The sequence below is a fragment of the Streptomyces sp. NPDC043680 genome (assembly GCF_056436685.1).
In genome coordinates this window covers 55,285-76,262 of the sequence record NZ_JBWKCE010000005.1, presented here as the reverse complement: position 1 = coordinate 76,262, position 20,978 = coordinate 55,285, and the positions used below count along the sequence as shown (strand labels likewise).

Annotated in this window: 18 protein-coding genes and 1 riboswitch; of the genes, 6 read left to right on the top strand and 12 right to left on the bottom strand. The window is 74.7% G+C overall.

The features are described from left to right. Position 1 precedes the first annotated feature (1 nt). Positions 2-421, bottom strand: a complete 420-nt coding sequence (locus AC0666_RS12665) for a helix-turn-helix transcriptional regulator (protein WP_478707575.1) — start codon at positions 419-421, stop codon at positions 2-4. A gap of 113 nt (positions 422-534) precedes the next feature. On the opposite strand from AC0666_RS12665, the gene AC0666_RS12660 reads away from it, so the two are divergent. Then, positions 535-1,242 (top strand): DsbA family oxidoreductase, encoded by a 708-nt coding sequence (locus AC0666_RS12660; RefSeq protein ID WP_468966682.1) that lies wholly within the window; start codon positions 535-537, stop codon positions 1,240-1,242. A 95-nt stretch (positions 1,243-1,337) separates the two neighbouring features. Here AC0666_RS12660 and AC0666_RS12655 read toward each other — a convergent pair whose 3' ends face one another. Beyond that, positions 1,338-2,420 carry an aminotransferase class V-fold PLP-dependent enzyme gene (locus tag AC0666_RS12655; RefSeq protein ID WP_468966680.1) on the bottom strand — a complete coding sequence of 361 codons (1,083 nt, stop codon included), beginning with the start codon at positions 2,418-2,420 and terminating at the stop codon, positions 1,338-1,340. A 64-nt stretch (positions 2,421-2,484) separates the two neighbouring features. Here AC0666_RS12655 and AC0666_RS12650 point away from each other — a divergent pair, with 64 nt between their 5' ends. Then, on the top strand, positions 2,485-3,573 hold the full coding sequence (locus AC0666_RS12650; protein WP_478707574.1) for an amidohydrolase family protein: 1,089 nt from the start codon (positions 2,485-2,487) through the stop codon (positions 3,571-3,573). Between the two features lie 365 nt (positions 3,574-3,938). Beyond that, the gene (locus tag AC0666_RS12645; RefSeq protein ID WP_478707573.1) at positions 3,939-4,871 is read left to right on the top strand and encodes an SCO1860 family LAETG-anchored protein; all 933 of its coding nucleotides are present in this window, start codon (positions 3,939-3,941) and stop codon (positions 4,869-4,871) included. A 203-nt stretch (positions 4,872-5,074) separates the two neighbouring features. On the opposite strand, the gene AC0666_RS12640 is transcribed toward AC0666_RS12645, so the two are convergent. Both AC0666_RS12640 and cobC read right to left on the bottom strand, forming a co-directional pair. Next, a complete protein-coding gene (locus AC0666_RS12640; RefSeq protein ID WP_478707572.1) occupies positions 5,075-6,322 on the bottom strand; it encodes a CapA family protein in 1,248 nt (415 codons plus the stop codon). A 257-nt stretch (positions 6,323-6,579) separates the two neighbouring features. After that, positions 6,580-8,001, bottom strand: coding sequence for an Rv2231c family pyridoxal phosphate-dependent protein CobC (cobC, locus tag AC0666_RS12635; protein ID WP_478707697.1), 1,422 nt, complete (start codon positions 7,999-8,001; stop codon positions 6,580-6,582). Between the two features lie 95 nt (positions 8,002-8,096). On the opposite strand from cobC, the gene AC0666_RS12630 reads away from it, so the two are divergent. Beyond that, on the top strand, positions 8,097-8,846 hold the full coding sequence (locus AC0666_RS12630; protein ID WP_468584620.1) for a ZIP family metal transporter: 750 nt from the start codon (positions 8,097-8,099) through the stop codon (positions 8,844-8,846). Positions 8,847-8,863: 17 nt separating this feature from the next. On the opposite strand, the gene AC0666_RS12625 is transcribed toward AC0666_RS12630, so the two are convergent. From AC0666_RS12625 to AC0666_RS12595, 7 genes are all read right to left on the bottom strand, one after another. Then, positions 8,864-10,282 carry a cobyrinic acid a,c-diamide synthase CobB gene (locus tag AC0666_RS12625; RefSeq protein ID WP_468584619.1) on the bottom strand — a complete coding sequence of 473 codons (1,419 nt, stop codon included), beginning with the start codon at positions 10,280-10,282 and terminating at the stop codon, positions 8,864-8,866. Further along, positions 10,279-10,878, bottom strand: a complete 600-nt coding sequence (gene cobO / locus AC0666_RS12620) for a cob(I)yrinic acid a,c-diamide adenosyltransferase (RefSeq protein WP_267035525.1) — start codon at positions 10,876-10,878, stop codon at positions 10,279-10,281. Before cobO ends, AC0666_RS12625 begins: the two co-directional genes overlap by 4 nt. Then, positions 10,878-12,995 carry a putative cobaltochelatase gene (locus tag AC0666_RS12615; RefSeq protein ID WP_468966668.1) on the bottom strand — a complete coding sequence of 706 codons (2,118 nt, stop codon included), beginning with the start codon at positions 12,993-12,995 and terminating at the stop codon, positions 10,878-10,880. Before AC0666_RS12615 ends, cobO begins: the two co-directional genes overlap by 1 nt. A 244-nt stretch (positions 12,996-13,239) precedes the next feature. After that, positions 13,240-14,760 (bottom strand): cobyric acid synthase, encoded by a 1,521-nt coding sequence (locus AC0666_RS12610; protein ID WP_361716995.1) that lies wholly within the window; start codon positions 14,758-14,760, stop codon positions 13,240-13,242. Then, positions 14,757-15,716 carry a cobalamin biosynthesis protein gene (locus AC0666_RS12605; RefSeq protein ID WP_478707571.1) on the bottom strand — a complete coding sequence of 320 codons (960 nt, stop codon included), beginning with the start codon at positions 15,714-15,716 and terminating at the stop codon, positions 14,757-14,759. The genes AC0666_RS12610 and AC0666_RS12605 overlap by 4 nt, the downstream gene beginning before the upstream one ends. Before the next feature lie 58 nt (positions 15,717-15,774). Continuing rightward, positions 15,775-15,863: riboswitch (cobalamin riboswitch) on the bottom strand. Positions 15,864-16,005: 142 nt separating this feature from the next. Further along, positions 16,006-16,227 (bottom strand): hypothetical protein, encoded by a 222-nt coding sequence (locus AC0666_RS12600; RefSeq protein WP_478707570.1) that lies wholly within the window; start codon positions 16,225-16,227, stop codon positions 16,006-16,008. 26 nt (positions 16,228-16,253) lie between these two features. Continuing rightward, entirely contained in the window at positions 16,254-17,522 is a 1,269-nt protein-coding gene (locus tag AC0666_RS12595) for an inorganic phosphate transporter (RefSeq protein ID WP_361716989.1), read from the bottom strand. Positions 17,523-17,877: 355 nt separating this feature from the next. On the opposite strand from AC0666_RS12595, the gene AC0666_RS12590 reads away from it, so the two are divergent. Together AC0666_RS12590 and AC0666_RS12585 are read left to right on the top strand one after the other, a co-directional pair. Beyond that, the gene (locus AC0666_RS12590; RefSeq protein ID WP_468966662.1) at positions 17,878-19,005 is read left to right on the top strand and encodes an alpha/beta hydrolase; all 1,128 of its coding nucleotides are present in this window, start codon (positions 17,878-17,880) and stop codon (positions 19,003-19,005) included. A 117-nt stretch (positions 19,006-19,122) separates the two neighbouring features. Further along, complete coding sequence (locus AC0666_RS12585) at positions 19,123-20,544, top strand: hypothetical protein (RefSeq protein ID WP_468966660.1); 1,422 nt, start codon at positions 19,123-19,125, stop codon at positions 20,542-20,544. Between the two features lie 17 nt (positions 20,545-20,561). On the opposite strand, the gene AC0666_RS12580 is transcribed toward AC0666_RS12585, so the two are convergent. Then, on the bottom strand, positions 20,562-20,957 hold the full coding sequence (locus tag AC0666_RS12580; RefSeq protein ID WP_469154872.1) for a VOC family protein: 396 nt from the start codon (positions 20,955-20,957) through the stop codon (positions 20,562-20,564). Between the last annotated feature and the right edge of the window lie 21 nt (positions 20,958-20,978).

The following is a 20,978-nucleotide window of genomic DNA, read 5'->3' as shown; positions in this document are numbered from 1 at the left end:
GCTACGGGCGGGGGCCGGCCTTCGCTTCTCCGTTCCTGACCGGGCGCGTGTGGATCTTCGCGATGCAGGCGGGGACGGCGGCGCCCTCGTCGTGGCGGCGGGCCCGGTAGGCGCTCGGGGTCTCGCCGACCAGCTCGGTGAAGCGCGAGCTGAACGACCCCAGCGAGGTACACCCGACCGCGAAGCAGACCTCCGTCACCGTCAGGTCGCCGCGCCGCAGCAGCGCCTTGGCGCGCTCGATCCGGCGCGTCATCAGGTAGCTGTAGGGGGTCTCCCCGAAGGCGGCGCGGAAGCTGCGGGAGAAATGGCCCGCCGACATGAGGGCGGTGCGCGCCAGCGCCGGGACGTCGAGGGGCTCGGCGTAGTCGCGGTCCATCCGGTCACGGGCCCGGCGCAGCCGGACGAGGTCCTCCAACGTCACCCGACCAGCATCCCACAGGGCCTCGGAGCCGTCCGGGGAATGAGACGGCCCGCCGCGCGGTTGGTTGAAGGCGGAACCGTTCAATCCGTCGAACCCGGAGAGAAAGAAGGATCATGCGCGTCGAGATCTGGAGCGACATCGCCTGCCCCTGGTGCTACATCGGCAAGGCCCGCTTCACCCGGGGCCTGGCCGAGTTCGCGCACCGTGACGAGGTGGAGGTCGTCTACCGGTCCTTCGAGCTCGATCCGAACAGCCCCAAGGGCGCCACCGCGCCCGTCCTGGAGATGCTGGCCAAGAAGTACGGCCGCACCCTCGACGAGGCACGCGGCATGGAGGAGCACGTCGCCGCGAGCGCCCGCTCCGAAGGCCTGGACTACCGCACCGACGGCCGCGACCACGGCAACACCTTCGACATCCACCGCCTGCTGCACCTGGCCGCCGCCCGCGGCCGCCAGGAGGAGCTGCTCGACCTCGCCTTCCGGGCGAACTTCGCCGAGGAGCGCTCCGTCTTCGACCCGCAGGTGCTGCTCGCCCTCGCGGTCGAGGCCGGACTCGACGAGGCCGAGGCGCGCGCCGTCCTCGCCGACGACTCCGCCTACGCCGCCGAGGTACGGGCCGATGAGCGCGAGGCGGCCGAACTCGGCGCCAACGCCGTGCCGTTCTTCGTCCTCGACCGCCGCTACGGCATCTCCGGCGGGCAGCCCGCCGAGGTGTTCACCCGGGCGCTGGAGCAGGCCTGGGCGGGCCGGGCCGTTGCCGAACCCGTCCCGGCGGCCGACGCCTGCGAGCCCGACGGAGCCTGCGCCGTCCCGCAGGCCTGAACCGGACCGGGCCTGAACCGGGCCCCGCGCATGCCGTGAGCGGACCGGCCTGAACCGGACCCCGCAGGCCTGCACCGGGCCGGCCTGCGCCGGCCTCAGTGGAGGGCGGCTGCCCAGGCGGCCTCTGCCGAGGCCAGCGCCTCGGACGGGTCCGCCGACAGCGCCTCGGCCAGAGCCGTCAGGCAGGCCCGTACCACCGGGAGCGCGGCGTCCGCGCCGTAGTGGTTGACCCGGATCATCTCCCGGCCCAGCGCGCCACCGCCCGCCGCGAGCGGAGCCGCCGGGTCGGCGGCCAGCGCCCTCGCCACCACCAGCGACGCATCCGCGACCCGCAGGGTGGTGGCGACCGGCGCGGCCTGCGCGTCCAGCGGCACGTACGGGGCGACGCCGAGCGCCACGGCGCCCGCGCGGGTCGCCGCCGAGGCGGCGGCGTGGCGGGCCGTCACCCCGGTCAGCCCCTCGTCCGCGATCCGGTCCAGGCAGGCTTCCAGCGCCAGCATCTCCAGCTGCGCGGGGGCGTGCAGCAGTGCCGTGCGGCCCCCGTCGATCCAGCGTTCCTTCCAGTCCAGGAGCGAGAGGTAGGAACGGCGCGGCGCCGCCGGGTTCTGCGCGAAGCGGGCCCACGCCCGCTCCGAGACCGACACTGCGGACACGCCCGCAGGGCCGCCCATCGCCTTCTGTGCCCCGATCACGCACAGGTCCACGCCCCACGCGTCCGGCAGCAGCGGCTCCGCACCGACCGACGCCACCGCGTCCAGCATGAACAGCGCACCGTGGGCCCGTACGACCTCGCCGATCTCCGCGACCGGGTTGGTGTTGCCGGTCGCGGCTTCCGCGTGCACCAGCGAGACGAAGTCGGTCTCCGGCCGCTCGGCCAGCGCCCGCGCCACCGCCGGGGCGCTCACCGCCGTGTCGAAGGGCACCGCCAGGTCGACGACGGCCGCCCCGCTGTCGCGCAGCCAGTTGCCGAACGTGGTCCCGTACGGGCCCGTGACGATGTTCAGCGCCGTCGAGCCCGGCCGCGCCGCCGAGCGGATGCACCCCTCCAGCGGCAGCAGCGCCTCGCCCTGGGTGATCACCACGTCCTGGCGCGTGCCGAGGAGCTCCGCGACCCGCCGCTCGATCGACGCGAAGTGCTCCGGGGTGAGCGGCGGGAGGTCCAGGAAGGGGTGGTTCACGGCGGTGCTCTCTTCGTCCGGGGCTACCGCAAGAGCCTACCGAGCACGCACGTACAGTGCGGACATGACCGATGACGTGCTGCATGTGAAGGGGCGTGTGCTCGTCGGGCCCGACGACGTACGCGACGAACTCTGGGTGGTCGGCGGCCGGATCACCTACGAGCGCCCGCGCGGAGCCCGTGAGACCACCACCGTGTCCGGCTGGGCCCTGCCCGGGCTGGTCGACGCGCACTGCCACGTGGGGCTGGACGCCCACGGTCCGGTCGACGCGGAGACCGCCGAACGCCAGGCCCTCACCGACCGCGACGCCGGCACCCTCCTCATCCGCGACGCCGGATCCCCGTCCGACACCCGGTGGATCGACGACCGCGAGGACCTCCCGAAGATCATCCGGGCCGGCCGGCACATCGCGCGGACCCGCCGCTACATCCGCAACTACGCCCACGAGATCGAGCCCGCCGACCTCGTCGCGTACGTCGGCCGCGAGGCGCGGCGCGGTGACGGCTGGGTGAAGCTGGTGGGGGACTGGATAGACCGCGAGGTCGGGGACCTGACGGCCTGCTGGCCGCGCGCCGAGGTCGAGGCGGCCATCGCCGAGGCCCACCGGCTGGGCGCCCGCGTCACCGCGCACTGCTTCGCCGAGGACTCGCTGCGCGACCTGGTCGAGGCGGGCATCGACTGCATCGAGCACGCCACCGGGCTCACCGAGGACACCATTCCGCTGTTCGCGGAGCGCGGGGTGGCGATCGTCCCGACGCTGGTGAACATCGCGACCTTCCCGAAGCTGGCGGCGGGCGGTGAGGCGAAGTTCCCGCAGTGGTCCTCCCACATGAGGCGGCTGCACGAGCGGCGGTACGACACGGTCCGGGCCGCCTACGACGCCGGCATCGCGGTGTACGTCGGCACCGACGCGGGAGGTTCCCTGCCGCACGGCCTGGTCGCCGCCGAGGTCGCGGAGTTGGTGAAGGCCGGGATCCCGGCGCTCGACGCCCTTTCGGCGACGGCCTGGGCGGCCCGTGAGTGGCTCGGCAGCCCGGGCCTGACCGAGGGGGCGCCGGCCGACCTGGTGGTCTACGGCACCGATCCGCGGGCCGACGTACGGGCGCTGGCGCAGCCGCTGCGGGTGGTGGTGAACGGCGCCGTGCGGGCCTGAGCCGGGACCGCGGGACGGCCCTGAGCTCGGACCGCGGGACTGCGGGGCCGGATGAACCGCATGGACCGCGTGGAGCGGGATTGACGAGGCGTGACGTACGGGCCCGGCGGTCGTCGTGAACGGTCGTGCGGGGCTCCGGCGTTCGGCAAATGTCCCGCTGGGTGTGCCGGAAAGGAACTCCCGTTCCTCGTGAGGCGCGGTTAATCGAATGCGCGCGTGAAAACCACCCGTTGGGGTGAACTCACTTGGGGTTGCCGCCCGTTCACTCTTCGTGCGTAAGGATTCCGAGGGTCGAGGCCGTCGGCGCGCGCAATGTCCCCCATTGGCGCCGCGACGGCTCCCAACTCCCCGGGGGTTCCACCACCGTGAACCGCAACACCTTCCGCATGCCCGCGGCCGCTCTGCTCGCCACGGGAGCGGTCGCCCTGCTCACCGCCCCGCCCGCCTTCGCCACGGGCGGCGCCGGCGCCACCGGGACCGCCGCCGCCGGCGCCGGCACGGCCAGTGCCGTCGTCCTGCGCGCCGGACTGGACGTGGGCCTGCTCAACAAGACCGTCCACCTGCCGCTGACGACCACCCTCAACGAGGTCAGCGCCCCGGCGACGGCCGACAAGACCGCCCTCAGCGTCACCCTGGACGGGGTCGAGGGCGGACAGCCGGTACAGGTCCTGCGCGCCGACGTGGCCACCTCCAAGGCCACCGCGGACGGGAGGCGCGCCGAGGCGGCGGCCGACCTGGCCCACGCCCGGGTGCACGTGCCCGGGCTGCCGCTGCTCTCCCTCATCGAGGCCGAGAAGGTCACCTCCAAGGCGGTGTGCGAGGCGGGCAAGAAGCCCGTGGCCACCGCGAACGCCCTCGGGACGGTCACCGTCCTCGGCAAGAAGGTCACCCTCTCGGCGGGAGGCCCGACCAAGGTCCAGATCCCGAAGGTGGGCCTCGTCAGCCTGGAACTCTCCGGTACCGAGACCACCTCCACCACGGCCGCCGCGGCCGCGCTCCGCCTGAAGGTGACGGTCAACCCGCTGGACCTGAACGTGGCGCAGGTCGACGGCGAGGTCGTGCTCGCCGAGGCCCGCTGCACCTCCCCGGGCGGGCCGGTCCAGCCACCCGCGTCGACGCAGCCCGACGTCAAGCCGCAGACCGGCACGTCCGGCACCGGTGCCGCGATCACCACCGATGCGGGCCTGGCCGAGACCGGAGGCGGTTCGCTGACCCCGTACGTGGCCGGCGGCGCGCTCGTCCTGCTCGGCATCGGAGCGGGGGCCCTGGTCGTGACCCGGCGCGGACGCGCCTCCTAGTGCTGTGGCCGGGAAGGTTTGCCGGGTCGCGTTGTCCGGTGCGGTGCATCGCAAGGCGGAGGCCCGCGGCTCGTACTGGACGTACTTGCGCGGTCCGACAACGCAGCGAGGTGCCGTGCCGGGCGGCGCGACCCGGTGGACCTTTCCGGTCACAGCACTAGGCGGCCCGGTCGGCCGGATCCCGCCGGGGCGCGTCCGGTCCGCTAGCGGGTCGCGCGCTCCAAGCCCTGCCGGTCGGCGCCCCGCGCCAGCACGGCCGCGCTGACCTGCTTGTCCACGGCGGCGTACGCGGCCTGCTTCGCGGCGCCCAGTGCGGTGTCGGAGGCGGCGCACGAGGTGCACACGACGCGGAACGGCGGGCCCATGTCCGAGAACTGCGTCAGGTACTCGGCCTTGACCACCTCCCAGCGGCCCGCGTGCGCGGCCGCCGGGGCGAAGGTGAACCGGGGGATCGAGGACGTGTTCCCGCGGGCCTTGTCCGCCTCGTAGAAACTGGCGACCTGGTCGCCCATGCCGAAGACCACCCATGTGCCGTTGATCTTCTCGTACGGCTGCGGCACGTGGTTGTGCGTGCCGAGGATCAGGTCGATGTCGGGCAGCCCGTCGGTTCCGCGCGAAGCGGTCAGCGCCTGCGCCAGGTCGAGTTGCTGCCGGTCGGGGGCCGTCTGCCACTCGGTGCCCCAGTGGACGCTGAGGACCACGACGTTCGCACCCGCCGCGCGGGCCGCCCGGGCGTCGGCGATGATCCGGTTCTGGTCGATCAGGTTGACGGCCCAGGGCTTGCCGGCCGGGAGCGGGATGCCGTTCGTCCCGTACGTGTAGTCCAGCTGGGCGACCTTCGCGCCGCCCGCCGAGAGCAGGGCCGGGGCCTTGGCCTCGTCGGCGCTGCGGGCCGAGCCGACGTGCTTGATGCCGACGCGGTCGAGGTGGTCGAGGGTGCGGACGAGGCCGTCGTACCCGTCGTCCAGGGTGTGGTTCGAGCCGGTCGAGCAGCTGTCGTACCCGGCGTCCTTCAGGGCATCGGCCAGCTGGTGCGGGGCCTTGAAGGCGGGATATCCGGTGTAGGGGCCGCCGGGCCGGCCGTACGGTATCTCGTGGTGGCATATCGCCAGATCCGCGGCTGCCACCAGGGGTTTCACGCCTGCGAGTATCTTCCGGAAGTCGTGGCCGGAGCCGCTGCCCTGGGCGTCGTCCGCGGCGCGCTGGACGATCGACGGGTACGGGATGATGTCGCCGGTCGCGACCAGGGTGAACGGCTTGGCGTCGGCGGGGCCGGTCTTGCCCTGACCGGTCTTGCCCTGACCGGTCTTGCCCTGACCGGGCTTGGCCTGGAGCCGCTGCTCCGTCCCCGCGCGCGGGCCGTGGTCGAGCAGGCTCGGCAGGGCGAGGATCCCGCCGGCCACGACCGCCACCGCGGCCACGGCCGCCCCCGTTTTGGCTGTTGTCTTCATTTCCGGCCCCCCGAAACTACCCGGCTGCTGTGCTGATCATCGCCTAAGCCGCCGGGGTCCGCCACGGGAGGGACCGCGTCCACATCCGCCTCGCCGCAGGTCAGCCGCCCGCAGCGGGCGGCGCCCGGCCGTCCCGGCGCACCGTCGGCTCCCCCTCCCGCCTCCGCGCCCCGGCAGCCGGGGCCCCGGTGCCGGATCCCCCGGGGCCCGGCACCGGGTGGGCCGGCGCCCCTCCGGGTCCGGTCCTCGCCCGTGGGTCAGTGGCCGGCCAGCGCCAAGGCGTGGTCCAGGGCCTGGAGGAGGCGGCCCGTCGTCGCCCGGTCCCGGACCGCCAGGCGGAGCCAGGAGTGGTCCAGGCCCGGGAAGGTGTCCCCGCGGCGGACGGCGAAGCCCAGGGCGCGCAGCCGGGTGCGGATCTCCGCCGCCCCGGCCACCTGCATGAGCACGAACGGCCCCTCCGCCACGCCCGCCATGCCGATCTCCTCGAACTCCGCGAGCCCCGCGAGCAGATGCGCCCGGTCGACCGCGATCTGCCGGGCCGCGGCCTCCGCCTCAGCGAGTGCCGCCGGGGACATGCAGGCCTCGGCCGCCACCAGCGCCGGCGTCGACACCGGCCACAGCGGCTGGGCCGCCGCCAGCTTCGCGATCACCTCCGGCTCCGCCAGTACGTAGCCGATCCGCAGCCCGGCCAGCCCCCACGTCTTGGTCAGGCTCCGCAGCACCACCAGTCCCGGCACGTCGGTCCGCCCGGCCAGGGCCTCCCGTTCACCGGGGACCGCGTCCATGAACGCCTCGTCCACCACCAGGATCCGGCCGGGCCGGGCCAGCGCGGCCAGGGTCGCCGCCGGGTGCAGGACGGACGTCGGGTTCGTCGGATTGCCGACCACCACGAGGTCCGCCTCCTGCGGCACCGCCGCCGGGTCCAAGCGGAATCCGTCCGCCGCCCGCAGCACCACCCGCTCCACCCGGTGCCCCGCGTCCCGCAGGGCCGCCTCGGGCTCCGTGAACTGCGGGTGCACCACCACCGGCCGGTGCGCGCCCAGCGCCCGGGCGATCAGCACGAAGGCCTCCGCCGCCCCGGCGGTCAAGAGCACCCGGTCGGCCGGAAGCCCGTGCCGCTCCGCCACCGCCGCCCGCGCCGCCCGCCCGTCGGGGTATGCGGCGAGCACGTCGAGCGAAGCCGCGATCCGCTGCTTGAGCCAGTCCGGCGGGGTCTGCGCCCGTACGTTCACCGCGAGGTCCACCAGCGTCCCGCCGTCGCCGCGCACCTCCGCGTCCCCGTGGTGGCGCAGGTCGTGCCCCTGCGCCGTGGCCACGGCGCAGGTCGCGGCCACCGACCGGCGCTTGGACACGAGGAGTTCCCCGCCGCCCGCCAGCGCCGCGGCCTCCGCCACCGAGGCGGTGCCGGCCGCGCCGCGCACGGTCTCGGAGGGGTGCGGCACCTCGACGGCCGCAAGGTCCTCCGCCGGGTAGCTGAGCAAGGGCACACCGAAACGTTTCGCCGCGCCCGCGATCCCCGCCTCGCCCGCCTTCGACTCCACCGTGGCCAGCGCCTTCACCGCCCCCGCGGCCAGCCCGGCCCCGCGCAGCGTCTCCTCGACCAGGGCGCAGACCTCCGCCACGGAGACACCCGCGCGTCCGCCGACCCCGACCACCACCTGCGCCGCGTTCTCGCCCATCGGGATCACGCCCTCTCCGTCGTCGTCAATCGTTCGTGGCCCGCCGCCCGCGCGCAGACGTGCGCGAGCGGCGAGGAGTCGGTATTCAGGGGCACATGGCCGTGATCGTGGCGTTGGGCGCGTTCCTGATGACCCTGGCGGGCGGGTGGACGGCGCAGCGCGTCACCGACCGCCGCCACCTCGTGCTGGGCTTGGCCGGCGGGCTGATGCTCGGCGTCGTGGGCCTCGACCTGCTGCCGGAGGCGATGAGAGCGGCCGGGCAGCAGGTCTTCGGAGTACCGCTCGCCCTGCTGCTGTTCGTCGCCGGATTCCTGACCGCGCACGTCGTGGAACGGCTGCTGGCCGTACGCCAGGCCGCGCACGGCGCGGAGAACGGCGCTGCGACCGGCGTCGGGGGCGGCGGCCGCGTCCCCGAGGTCGGGCTGACGGCCGCCGCCGCCATGGTCGGCCACAGCGTCGCCGACGGGGTCGCCCTGGGCGCGGCCTTCCAGGTCGGCGGTGGGATGGGCGTGGCCGTCGCGCTGGCGGTGATCACCCACGACTTCGCCGACGGGTTCAACACGTACACGCTGACCCGCCTGTACGGGAACGCCCGCCGCCGGGCCGTGATGATGCTCTTCGCCGACGCGGCGGCCCCGGTCGTGGGCGCGGCGTCCACCTTGCTGTTCACCCTTCCGGAGGAACCGCTCGGGGCGTACCTCGGCTTCTTCGGCGGGGTCCTGCTCTACCTGGCCGCCGCCGAGATCCTGCCCGAGGCGCACCACAAGCACCCCGCCCTGTCCACACTGATGTGCACGGTGGGCGGGGTGGCCGGGATCTGGCTCGTGGTGGGCCTCGCGGACTGAGGGCTCGCGGACTGAGCTCACCGGTGCGCTGCCGCGGATTCCACGAAGCGGCGGGCGACCGAGGGCTCCGCCGCCCAGTGCGTGTGCAGGTAGCTGGCGTGCACCCCCTGGCGGACGAAGCCCTCGACGCGCCGTTCGGGGTGCGTGAACCCCCACGCGGGCGTCGCCCCGGCGCCCGGTTCGATCACCGTCCGGTGGAACTCGTGCCCGCGCAGCCGGGTCCCGGCCGCGGCAAGGGCGCTGTCCGACACCGCGACGGCCTCGCGGTAGCCCAGCGTCAGCCGCTCCGACATCCGCGCGTCGGCGTCCAGGACCCCGCACATGGGCTTCCCGTCGAGCGAGCGGGCGAGGTAGAGCAGCCCCGCGCACTCGGCGGCCACGGGCCCGCCCGCCGCGGCGAAGTCGGCCACGGCCTTGCGCAGCGGCTCGTTGGCGGACAGTTCGGGCGCGTACACCTCCGGGAACCCGCCGCCGATCACCAGGCCGGCGGTGCCGGGCGGCAGCGTTTCGTCGCGCAGGGGGTCGAAGGTGACGACCTCCGCCCCGGCGGCGGTGAGCAGCTCCGCGTGCTCGGCGTAGGAGAACGTGAACGCGGGCCCGCCCGCGACGGCGATGACGGGCCGCCCGTGCGGCGTGCCGCCGGCGTCCGGGGCGGAGCCCCGGTTGCGGGAAGCGTCGGGGTGGGGGAGGAGAGCCTGCTCCGGCGACCACGGCTCGCAGGACAGCGGGGGCGCCGACCGGGCGAGGGCCAGCAGCCCGTCAAGGTCGCAGCCGGCCCGGACCTGCTCGGCGAGGGCGGCCACCGCGGCCAGCGCGTCGGCCCGCCGCTCCGCCACCGGCACCAGCCCCAGGTGCCGCGACGGCGCAGCCACCTGCGGAGCGCGCCGCAGCACGCCGAGCACCGGCGTGCCCGCCTCCTCCAGCGCCTCCCGGAGCATCACCTCGTGCCGGTCGGAGCCGACCTTGTTCAGGATCACGCCCCCCAGCCGCACCTGCGGGTCGAAGGACGCGAAACCGTGCACCAGCGCCGCCACCGACCGCGACTGCGACGAGGCGTCGACCACCAGCACCACCGGCGCCCGCAGCAGCTTCGCCACCTGCGCCGTCGACGCCAGCTCACCCCGCCCCGCGGCCCCGTCGTAGAGCCCCATCACACCCTCGACCAGCGCGAGGTCGCAGCCGGCCGCCCCGTGCGCGAACAGCGGGGCGACCAGCTCCGGCCCGCACATGAAGGCGTCCAGATTGCGGCCCGGGCGCCCCGTGGCCAGCGCGTGGTAGCCGGGGTCGATGTAGTCGGGCCCGGCCTTGTGCGGGGACACGGCGAGGCCGCGTTCCGAGAAGGCCGCCATCAGGCCCGTCGCGACGGTGGTCTTGCCGCTGCCCGAAGAGGGCGCGGCGATGACCAGGCGCGGGACGGCGAGGTGTTGCGGGTTCACCACTCGATGCCCTTCTGGCCCTTCTGGCCGGCGTCCATCGGGTGCTTGACCTTGGTCATCTCGGTGACCAGGTCCGCGAACTCCACCAGCTTCTCCGGGGCGTTGCGCCCCGTGATCACCACGTGCTGGGTGCCGGGGCGGTTCCGGAGCACCTCGATGACCTCGTCGACGTCGATCCAGCCCCAGTGCATCGGGTACGCGAACTCGTCCAGCACGTACAGCCGGTGCGTCTCCGCGGCCAGGTCGCGCTTGACCTGCTCCCAGCCCTCCTTCGCCGCCTGCTCGTTGTCGAGCTGCGCGTCGCGCTGGACCCAGGACCAGCCCTCGCCCATCTTGTGCCAGACGACCGGGCCGCCCTCGCCGGAGGCGCCGAGCACCTTCAGCGCGTTCTCCTCGCCGACCTTCCACTTCGCCGACTTGACGAACTGGAACACCCCGATCGGCCAGCCCTGGTTCCAGGCGCGCAGCGCCAGGCCGAACGCGGCCGTCGACTTGCCCTTGCCCGGGCCGGTGTGGACGAAGACGAGCGGGCGGTTGCGGCGCTGGCGCGTCGTGAGACCGTCGTCCGGAACGACGGTCGGCTGTCCCTGCGGCATTACGCGGCCCTCCTGGGGGTCTCTGATGCGGTACGTACGTTCTTCACGAGCCCGGCCAGCGAGTCGGCCCGCAGCCCGTCGAGGGTGACGGCGGGCCCGCCGAGGTCGGCGGCGAGCGCCGCGGCCAGCCCCAGCCGGACCGGCCCCGACTCGCAGTCCACGACCACCGAGGCGATGCCCTCGGCCGCCAGCAGCCGGGCGCTGCGCTCCGAGAGCGCGCGCGGCGTGTCACCGGTCCGGCCGCCGAGGGCGCCGGCCGAGGTGGCCCGCCCGTCGGTGACGACCACGAGCAGCGGCCGACGGCTCGGATCCCGCAACCGCTCGATCCGCAGCACCTCGTGGGCTTTGAGCAGCCCCGCGGCGAGCGGGGTGCGGCCACCGGTCGGAAGCAGCTCCAGCCGGGCCGCCGCGGCGTCCACGGAGGAGGTGGGCGGCAGGGCCAGCTCGGCGGAGGCTCCGCGGAAGGTGACCAGGCCGACCTTGTCCCGCCGCTGGTAGGCGTCCAGCAGCAGGGAGAGCACCGCGCCCTTGACCGCGCTCATCCGCTGCCGGGCCGCCATCGAGCCGGAGGCGTCGACGACGAACAGGACGAGGTTGCCCTCGCGACCCTCCCGGGTGGCCTGGCGCAGGTCGTCCTTGCGGACGACGAGCCCGCGACCGCTGCGCCCGCGCGCCTTCTGGTGCGGGGCGGCGGCCTGGACGGTCGCGGCAAGGTGCAGCTTCGTCAGCTGGCCGCGGGGGCGGTGGGCGCCGGTGGTGCGGCCGTGCGCGGTGCGGGCGCGCGAACGCCGCCCGGCCGCGCCCTCGCCGAGGCCCGGCACACTGAGCATCTTGGTCCGGAACGGCTCGGCGGCCCGTACGGGGGCCTGCGCGGGCGCATCCGCGCCGGCATCCGCGCCCCCGGGGTCCTCGGCCCCGGCGGATTCCGGGACGTCCGCGGGGGAGGCGGCGTCGGCCTCGGGCTCCGCGGGGGGCGGTGCGGCCGACTCGTCGGGGCCGCCGCCCTGCGGGGGGACCCCGCCGCCGTCGGGGCCGCCACCGTTGTCGTCCGGACCGTCCGGACCGTCGGGACCGTCCGGCTCCGGGTCGGGCTCCGGTTCCTCGTCGGGGAACTGGTCCAGGATCTCGTCGAGCCTGTCCTCGTCCAGCCCCGGCGCGTCGAAGGGATTGCGCCGCCGCCGGTGGGGGAGCGCCAGCAGGGCGGCCTGCCGGACGTCCTCCTTGCGTACCTCGCCGCGCCCGGCCCAGGCGGCCAGCGCCGTCGCCGTCCGCGCCATCACGATGTCGGCGCGCATGCCGTCGACCTCGAAGCCGGCGCAGGTCGCCGCGATCTGCAGGAGCGCGGTGTCGCCGAGGCGGACCTGGGGCAGCAGGGCGCGGGCGGCCACCACCCGGGCCCGTACGTCCCGCTCGTCACCGGCCCAGCGCGCCGCGAAGGCGGCCGGGTCGTCCTCGTACGCGAGCCGGCGCCGCACCACCTCGACGCGCTGGGCGGGCTCGCGGGAGGCCGCGACCTCGACGGTCAGCCCGAACCGGTCGAGCAGCTGCGGGCGGAGCTCGCCCTCCTCGGGGTTCATGGTGCCGACGAGCAGGAAGCGGGCGGCGTGACGCACGGAGACGCCCTCGCGCTCCACGTAGGAGGCGCCCATCGCGGCGGCGTCGAGGAGTACGTCCACGAGGTGATCGTGCAAGAGGTTGACTTCGTCGACGTAGAGGATCCCGCGGTGCGCGTCGGCCAGCAGGCCGGGCTCGAAGGCCTTCACGCCCTCGGCCAGCGCCCGCTCGATGTCGAGAGCGCCCACGAGCCGGTCCTCGGAGGCACCGACGGGCAGTTCGACCATCCGGGCGGGGCGTGCCGTGCCGGGCCCGGGCTCGTGCGGGCCGTCCGGGCAGGTCGGGTCGGGAGCGCCGGGCGCGCACGAGAACCGGCAGCCGGGGACGACGTCCACCTGAGGCAGCAGCGCGGACAGCGCCCGGACGGCGGTGGACTTGGCGGTCCCCTTCTCGCCGCGCACCAGCACACCGCCGACCGCCGGGCTCACGGCGTTGAGGAGCAATGCCAGGCGTAGGTCGTCCTGGCCGACCACGGCCGAGAACGGGAAGAGCACGCCGCTCATGAACCGATCACTCCTTCGAGTGGCTTGTGGCCGACGCACCCGCCGACATGCTGGGACTGCGTAACGCTCGTGGTCTGCTCCCGGCTCCTGCCGGGTTGGCCCCCTCCTGCACGATCACCTGATCGAGCTGCTGCCCTGCTCCCCGCCCGTGCGGGGCCAGCTGTACCCCACGCGGGGTCCGGGGCGGAGCACCGGGAAACGGCGGAAGGGCGGGTAGGGGACAAGCCCCGCAGGGCCCGGCCCCTCACGGCGCGCCCGGCGGGAGGAACGGCAGGCCGGACGGGGCTCCGGTCTCGATCAGCTTCAGCAGGGCGTCCGTGTCCGCGTGTTCCTCGATCAGGTCGCCGAGCAGGTCCAGCTGTTCCTCCCGCAGCGCGGCGAACGAGGTGTCCGGCGCCGGCACGAACCGGCGCCCCGCAGCCGCCGCCACCTCCCGCAGGAACGCCCTGCGGAAGCCGTCCGACTCCAGTGAGCCGTGCCAGTGCGTACCCCATACCGACCCCACCCGGCACCCGTCCAGGAACGGCTCCCCGCCCAGGACCTCGGCCACGCCGTGGTGGATCTCGTACCCGGCGACCTCCTCGCCCAGCGCCGAACCCACCGGCCGCGCCAGGGTCTTCTCCCGTGCGAAGCGGACGCGTACCGGGAGCAGGCCGAGACCGTCCACCGACCCCGCCCGCGACTCGACCTCGTCCTCGATGTGCTCGCCCAGCACCTGGAAGCCGCCGCAGATCCCCAGCACCGGCCGTCCCTGCGCGGCCCGCCGTGCCAGGGCGTCGGCCAGCCCGCGCTCGCGCAGCCACTCCAGGGCCTTCACCGTGCCGCGCGTACCGGGGACGACGACCAGGTCGGCGTCCACCAGTTCCTCGGCCCGGTCCACGAACCGCACCACCACGCCCGGCTCCGCGGCCAGCGCGTCGACGTCCGTGAAGTTCGACATCAGCGGCACCGCGCACACCGCGACCCGCAGCACGTCCTCGCCGACCGGTGCGGCCACCACCGACTCCCGGACCGCCCCGCGCAGCGAGACGCGCAGTCCGTCCTCCTCGTCGATGCCCAGCCCGTGCCGGTACGGCAGCACGCCGTACGTCGCGCGGCCCGTGAGCCCCCGCAGCATCTCCATCCCGGGCTCCAGCAGCGAGACGTCGCCGCGGAACTTGTTCACCAGGTAGCCGGCGATCAGCGACTGGTCCTCGGGCGACAGGAGCGCCGTCGTACCGAAGAACGACGCGAAGACCCCGCCCCGGTCGATGTCGCCGACCACGACCACCGGGAAGCGCGCGGCCCGCGCGATGCCCATGTTCACGATGTCGGTCCGGCGCAGGTTGATCTCGGCCGGACTGCCCGCCCCCTCGCAGATCACGGCGTCATACGTGCCCCGCAGCTGCTCCAGGCAGTCCGTGACGACGCCGAGCAACTGCTCCTGGCGCCCGCCGTGGTAGCCGCGGGCGCTCATCTCGCCCACCGGCTTGCCCAGCAGCACCACCTGGCTGCTGCGGTCGCTGCCGGGCTTGAGCAGCACCGGGTTCATCAGCGCGGTCGGCTCCACCCGGGCCGCCTGCGCCTGCATCGCCTGGGCGCGTCCGATCTCGGCGCCCTCGCGCGTCACGAACGAGTTCAGCGACATGTTCTGCGCCTTGAACGGGGCGACCTTCACGCCTTGGCGCACGAGCCAGCGGCAGATGCCCGCCGTGACCACGCTCTTGCCCGCGTCCGAGGTCGTACCGGCGACGAGGAGCCCCCCGCCCGCCTTCGTGCCGCTCATGCCCGGCCCCTCCCAGTCCGACGTGACACCGCACACCGCAGTGCCACACATGCCCCCAGCGCGATCCAGGTCACCTGCCGGGACAGCCTTACGGCCCGCTCGATGTCCGCGACCGCCACCGGCCGCCCCGTCCCGCCGTTGAGTACTGCCCGGTGCTCGACCCGTCCCCCGTACGCGAGCATGCCGCCCAGGCGTACGCCGAGCGCCCCGGCGAACGAGGCCTCCACGGGCCCGGCGTTCGGGCTCGGGTGCTTGGCGGCGTCGGCGCGCCAGGCCCGTACGGCTCCCCGCCGGTCGGGTCCGGCCACCACGGCGGCGAGTGCGGTGAGCCGGGCGCCCGGCCAGCCCGCGAGGTCGTCGAGCCGGGCCGAGGCCCAGCCGTAGCGCAGGTAGCGGGGGGACTTGTGGCCCACCATCGCGTCCAGGGTGTTCACGGCACGGAACGCCAGCAGCCCGGGGACGCCCGCGACGGCCCCCCACACCAGGGCGCCGACCACCGCGTCGGAGGTGTTCTCGGCGACGGATTCCACGACGGCGCGGGCCATCTGCTGCTCGTCCAGGGCCTGCGGATCCCGCCCGCACAGGTGCGGCAGCCGCTCGCGGGCCACCTCGGCGTCCCCGGCGGCGAGCGCACCGCCGATGGCCCGGGCCTCCCGGCCCAGCGAGGTACCGCCCACGACGGCCCAGGTCGCCGCGGCGGTCAGGGCGATACGGGCGGCCGCGGGCCGGGAGCGCACGGCGCGGGCGCCCAGCGCCCCGACGGCGGCCGCGCCCCCGGCGCACACGAGGGTGTGGAGCAGGCCCCGGGCCCGGTCGTCGCGCCACAGGGCGCGTTCGACGGCGGCGGCGGCTCGTCCGAAGGCGGCCACGGGGTGCCCGCGGCGCGGATCACCGAGGATCCGGTCGCCGATCAGGCCCGCCGTGGCGCCGTACGCGAAGACGCGATCGGCACGCATGGTGGCAGGTATGTCCTCACTCAGGGTCCGCGCCCTGGTTCGACGTGTCCGGCGGCGAGAGTTCCTGGCTCCCGGGAGGCCGCACGCGCCGCGTGCGCTCCCCGGTGACAGTGGCGGGACCGCGCCGGATTCGCACCGGACTTCCTCTCCATGCCGCCGTGTTGGCCCGCGCAGTCCACCACGCACCGCGAACGCCCGTCAACTCGCCGTTGACCTGCGGTGACGGATGGCACAAGGCTCCCCCCGGGCGGACCCGGGGGGAGCCTTGTGCACGTGCGGGGAAAAGCCCCTAGGAAACGATCAGGTAGATCCCGTACGCCACGGCCGCCGCGACGAGCGCGAAGCAGGCGTACGCACCGCTGCGGGGCAGGGTGGCGGTGCCGCCCTGCTCGGTGGCGGTCTCGTGCTTGGACAGGCCCACCAGGCCCAGGGTGAACAGGGCCACGAGGGCGACGGTGGCCGAGAGGCTGACCCCGAAGACGGAGCCGAGTGCTGCCCAGTCGATCTTCATACCGCTGATTCCTGTCGTTCTCGGGGTCAGACCGCGGCGGCCGGAGCCGCGGGGGTCGTCTGGGCGGCCGCCGGGATGGTGGCCTTGAGGTCCTCGTCGGTCACGGCGGCAGCCGTGGCGGCGGCCGTCGTCGGCGGGACGGTGACCGCGGCCATGGCCGTGGTGACGACACCCGGCTCCTCGGCGGCGGCCGTCTGCACGTCGTTGACGTTGTGGTGGTCGACGACCTGGCGGCGCGAGATCAGCCAGATGGCGGCGCAGGCGCCGATCAAGAAGACGGCGACGGCGGCGACGCCGATGTCACCGGTGCGCATGACGAACTCGGCACCGGAGGCGACCACGGCCGCGGCGGGCAGGGTCAGGCCCCAGGCGATGAACATGCGGGTGGCGGTGGACCAGCGGACCACACCGCCCTTGCGGCCCAGGCCCGCACCCATGACGGCGCCGGAGCACGCGTGGGTGGTGGAGAGGGAGAAGCCGAGGTTCGAGGAGGCCAGGATGACGCTCGCGGCCGAGGTCTGGGCGGCGAAGCCCTGCTGCGGCTGGAGGTCGGTCAGGCCGCTGCCCATGGTGCGGATGATGCGCCAGCCGCCCAGGTAGGTGCCCAGGGCGATGGCCATGCCGGCCGAGACGATGACCCAGACCGGCGGGTTCGCGCCGGACTCCAGGGCGCCGCCGGCCACCAGGGCCAGCGTGATGATGCCCATCGTCTTTTGTGCGTCGTTGGTGCCGTGCGCGAGGGAGACGAGGCCGGCCGAGGCGATCTGCCCGGCGCGGTAGCCCTTGGTGGCGGTCTTGCCGCCGACCTTGTTGCCGAGCTTGTACGTGACCTTGGCGGCCAGCATCGCGGCCACGCCGGCCACGATCGGCGCGGCGACGGCGGGGATGAGCACCTTGGTGACCACGACGCTGCCGTTGACCGCGCCGAGTCCGGCGGAGGCGACCGCGGCACCGATCAGGCCGCCCATCAGGGCGTGGGAGGAGCTGGAGGGGAGGCCGACCAGCCAGGTGACGAGGTTCCAGAGGATCGCGCCGACCAGGGCGGCGAAGATCACTTCAGGCTGGATGCCCTCCTCGTTGACCAGGCCCTTGGAGATCGTCTTGGCGACCTCCACGGACATGAACGCGCCGACGAGGTTGAGCACGGCGGACATGGCCACCGCCGTCTTGGGCTTGAGGGCGCCGGTCGAGATGGTGGTGGCCATCGCGTTGGCTGTGTCGTGGAAACCGTTCGTGAAGTCGAACACGAGAGCGGTGATGATCACGATCCCGAGGAGAAGCGTTATGTGCTCCATTTACCCAGGCTTCTGTTTGGCGTCAGTGGCTCGGCGACCGTAGGCAATCTGAGTGAACGGAAGATGAACTGACACGGTCGGAGTGGTGTACCAGCCCGGCCATGGACGGCCGGGTTCGTCCCGTTTTCGTCGTGGATATCTCGATTAATGCACGTCAAAGCAGGGTGAACGGACCCCTCCGGAGGGCGTCACCGGCCTGCGAAACCCTCCCCGGAGGGTCCCGGAAGAGATCTAGATCACTCCGGCGGAAGGGCGGCCGCGGGTGTCGCCGGACCGCATCCGGAGCCTCTCCGGGCCGCTTCCGGAACCGTCCGCTCCAGTGGCCCGCCCGCGCTCGCGCACCGACACTGGAGCGGTGCGTACCGCCACAGCGACGGCCGGGGCCGTCACCACCGCGTTCCTGGGTGCCGCCGCCGTGATCGTGGCCGGCCGGTACGCCGCCGACGCCGCCCTGCGGCCCAGGCCCGGCCGCCCGCTGCCCGACGGACCGCGGCTCAGCGTCCACTCCACCGCCGCCGGCCGCGTCACCCTGACCCGCTCCCTGGCCTCCCTGCGCCCCGGTACGTACGGTCTGGACGCGCCCGGGGTGCACGCCGTCGTCGGGCCCGTCCTCGACGGGGTCCCGCACGAGCCCGACACCGTCGTGCGCCGGCTCCTCGCCGTCACCCACGGCGCCCTCGACCCCGGCACCCGGGTCGCCCTCACCCCGCAGGTCCACGTCGGCAACCCGCGCACCGCCCTCGGGCTCGACCACGCCGACGTGGACGTCCCCGGCGAGCTCGGCGCCCTGCCCGCCTGGTTCCTCCCCGGCGCCCGCGACACCTGGGTGATCACCGTGCACGGGCTCGGCACCACCCGCGAGCACCCGATGGCGGTCATGCCCTTCCTGCACCGCCACCGGCTGCCCGTGCTCGACCTCGCCTACCGCGGGGACCTCGGCGCCCCCGCCCCGCCGGACGGCCTCGGCCACCTCGGCGAATCGGAGTGGCGCGACCTGGACGCCGCCATCCGCTACGCCCTGCGCTACGGCGCCCGGCGCGTCGTCCTGCACGGCTGGTCCACCGGCGCGGCCATGGCCCTGCACGCTGCCGAGCGCTCGGCGCTGGCCGACCGGATCTCCGGCCTGGTGCTGGACTCGCCCGTCCTCGACTGGCACACCACCCTGCGCGCCCTCGCCGCCGCGCGCCGCACCCCGGCGGCGCTGCTGCCGTTCGCGGTGCGGGCCGCCGAGGGGCGCGCCGGGCTGCGCGCCGACCGCACCGGCCCCGGGGCGGACCCCCGCGCGCTGCGCGTCCCCGTGCTGGTCTTCCACGGCCCGGACGACACGCTCGCGCCCTGGGGGCCCTCCCGCCGGCTGGCCGCCGCACGCCCCGACCTCGTCACCCTGAACACCGTCCGCGGGGCCCCGCACGCCGCGATGTGGAACGCGGATCCGGTGCAGTACGAGGAAGCTCTGCGGCGCTTCCTCACCCCTCTTATGTGAGGGCCGTGTGCCGGACGGGGCGGGGAGGGCGCCTTGCCCCGTTCTGTCCCACCGGGGGCCAGTGAAAGCGGCCGGTTCCGTTTGGGCTTTCGGCCGGTGACGGGCGAGACTGCTTCCGTGACGTCCCGAAAGCCTGATGAGCAGTTGGCTCGCGACTCCAGACTCCGACTCGTCTCCCCGCGGTCCGTCGCCACGGCCCGCAAGGCGGTGACCGACCGACGCACCCGGCCCGCCTCCCGGCCCCCGGCGGGCACCCCCGCCACGGCCGAACTGGCCAACCGGGCACGGGCCTCGCTCGCCGACGCCGTACGGCTCGCACGCTGGGCCGAGCTCCATCTCGGCGGCGACGGGGGCCGGCCCGCCCCGGCGGCAGCGCTGCCCGCCGCCGACGTCGAACGCGCCGCCGCGGAACTGCGCCTGACGCACGGCCAGATCCAGGTCGGCTGGGACCGCGCCCGGCTCGCCGGCCTCGTCGAGGTGCACGGCGGCCACGCCCGGCCCGGCTGGCGGCTGCGCGCCTGGGACCGCGACGACAGCGCCGTACTGCGCGGCTGGGTCGCCCTGTTCGACGCCTGGTCGCTGGTCCACCCGGCCCCCGCCGACATCGCGCCCGCGGCCGTCGCCGAGGTGGTCGAGGCGATGCCGCAACTGCTGTCCCTGCTCCAGCTGTCCGCCGGGCCCGTGACCGTCCCCGACCTGCTCGACCTGCTCGGCCAGCGCGTGACCGAACTGCGCGACGAGCGGTGCGAGGTGCCCTACGACGCCCCCGCGCGCGACACCTCGCAGGCCGAGCCGTCCGGGGGGCCCGCGGCTCCCTTCCCGCTCGCCCGGCTGCTGCGCTGGGCGCTCGGCGGGCTCGCCGCCGTGGACGCCGTCACCCTCGGTCCGGCGCAGGCGGCCCTCACCCCGCTGGGGAGTTGGGCGGTCTGGGTCAAGCTGGAGCAGATCTGCGTGGCGGCCCAGAGTCCCGCCGGGAACATCGAGCAGTCCGCCGCCGCCATGCTCCACGGCTGCGCCCGGCTCACCCCGGGGCCGGCCCGCGCCGAGTACCGGGCCTGGCTCGCCGCCCGGCCCGTCGGACACGCCGTCAGCGAGCTGCTGCAGGCGGCCCGCGGTGAGGACGCCCTGCTGCGCGGTCTCGCCTTCGAGGCGCTGCGCGTGGTCGGCGCCCCCGCCGAGCCGGACGTACGGGCCGCCGTACGCGAGCCCGCGCTGCGGCCCTACGCCCTGCTCTGGCTCGCCGAGCACGACGGGGTGGATCCCGACGAGGCCCAGGAGGTGCTCACCCCGGAGGAGTCCACCTGGCTCTGGGTGGACACCGCCGCCGCCATCGCGGACCACGGCGAGGCGGACCTGCTGGCGCGCCACCTCGACTCGGCCGTCCGCACCACCGTTCCCCGCCTGCTGGACGAGGTCCGGGCGGTCGGCCACCCGCGCACCGTGCAGGTCCTCGTCGCGCTGGCCGCCGCCCACCCCGATCCGGCCCTGGCCAAGGCGGTCCGCCGGGCGGCCTTCCAGGTGCACACCGGCGGGGCGTAGCTCCCGCCGGGGGCGGGTCAGACCTGCGGCGCGTAGGTGCCGAAGCTCCAGATGTTGCCCTCGGCGTCGCGGGCCATGTAGTCCCGCGACCCGTAGTCCTGGTCGGTCGGCTCCATGAGGATCTCCACCCCGTGCTCGGCGGCCCGGCGGTGGTGCGCGTCCACGTCGTCGACCACCACGTAGACGCCGGCCGGTCCGGCGCTCTCCATGGCCTTGTCGAACACGCCGCCGCGGCCCTTGCTGCCGAGCATGACGGCGCCGTTCCCGTACGAGAGCTCGGCGTGCATCACGGCACCGTCCTCTCCCTCGTAGACGGCGACCTGGGTGAATCCGAACGCCTCCGTCAGCTGCTGGATCGCGGACTTGGCGTCGCGGTAGAGCAGTGTCGGAAAGATGGACGGAACGCCTGCCATGACGGTCACTCCCTCTCGTGC

What these genes read in the sequence shown, in the direction of transcription:
- AC0666_RS12615 (WP_468966668.1), bottom strand. Translation starts at nt 12,995, where the DNA reads ATGAGCGGCGTGCTCTTCCCGTTCTCGGCCGTGGTCGGCCAGGACGAC.
- AC0666_RS12600 (WP_478707570.1), bottom strand. Translation starts at nt 16,227, where the DNA reads ATGAAGATCGACTGGGCAGCACTCGGCTCCGTCTTCGGGGTCAGCCTC.
- AC0666_RS12580 (WP_469154872.1), bottom strand. Translation starts at nt 20,957, where the DNA reads ATGGCAGGCGTTCCGTCCATCTTTCCGACACTGCTCTACCGCGACGCC.
- AC0666_RS12640 (WP_478707572.1), bottom strand. Translation starts at nt 6,322, where the DNA reads ATGAAGACAACAGCCAAAACGGGGGCGGCCGTGGCCGCGGTGGCGGTC.
- AC0666_RS12650 (WP_478707574.1), top strand. Translation starts at nt 2,485, where the DNA reads ATGACCGATGACGTGCTGCATGTGAAGGGGCGTGTGCTCGTCGGGCCC.
- cobO (WP_267035525.1), bottom strand. Translation starts at nt 10,878, where the DNA reads ATGCCGCAGGGACAGCCGACCGTCGTTCCGGACGACGGTCTCACGACG.
- AC0666_RS12660 (WP_468966682.1), top strand. Translation starts at nt 535, where the DNA reads ATGCGCGTCGAGATCTGGAGCGACATCGCCTGCCCCTGGTGCTACATC.
- AC0666_RS12610 (WP_361716995.1), bottom strand. Translation starts at nt 14,760, where the DNA reads ATGAGCGGCACGAAGGCGGGCGGGGGGCTCCTCGTCGCCGGTACGACC.
- AC0666_RS12630 (WP_468584620.1), top strand. Translation starts at nt 8,097, where the DNA reads ATGGCCGTGATCGTGGCGTTGGGCGCGTTCCTGATGACCCTGGCGGGC.
- AC0666_RS12595 (WP_361716989.1), bottom strand. Translation starts at nt 17,522, where the DNA reads ATGGAGCACATAACGCTTCTCCTCGGGATCGTGATCATCACCGCTCTC.
- cobC (WP_478707697.1), bottom strand. Translation starts at nt 8,001, where the DNA reads ATGGGCGAGAACGCGGCGCAGGTGGTGGTCGGGGTCGGCGGACGCGCG.
- AC0666_RS12605 (WP_478707571.1), bottom strand. Translation starts at nt 15,716, where the DNA reads ATGCGTGCCGATCGCGTCTTCGCGTACGGCGCCACGGCGGGCCTGATC.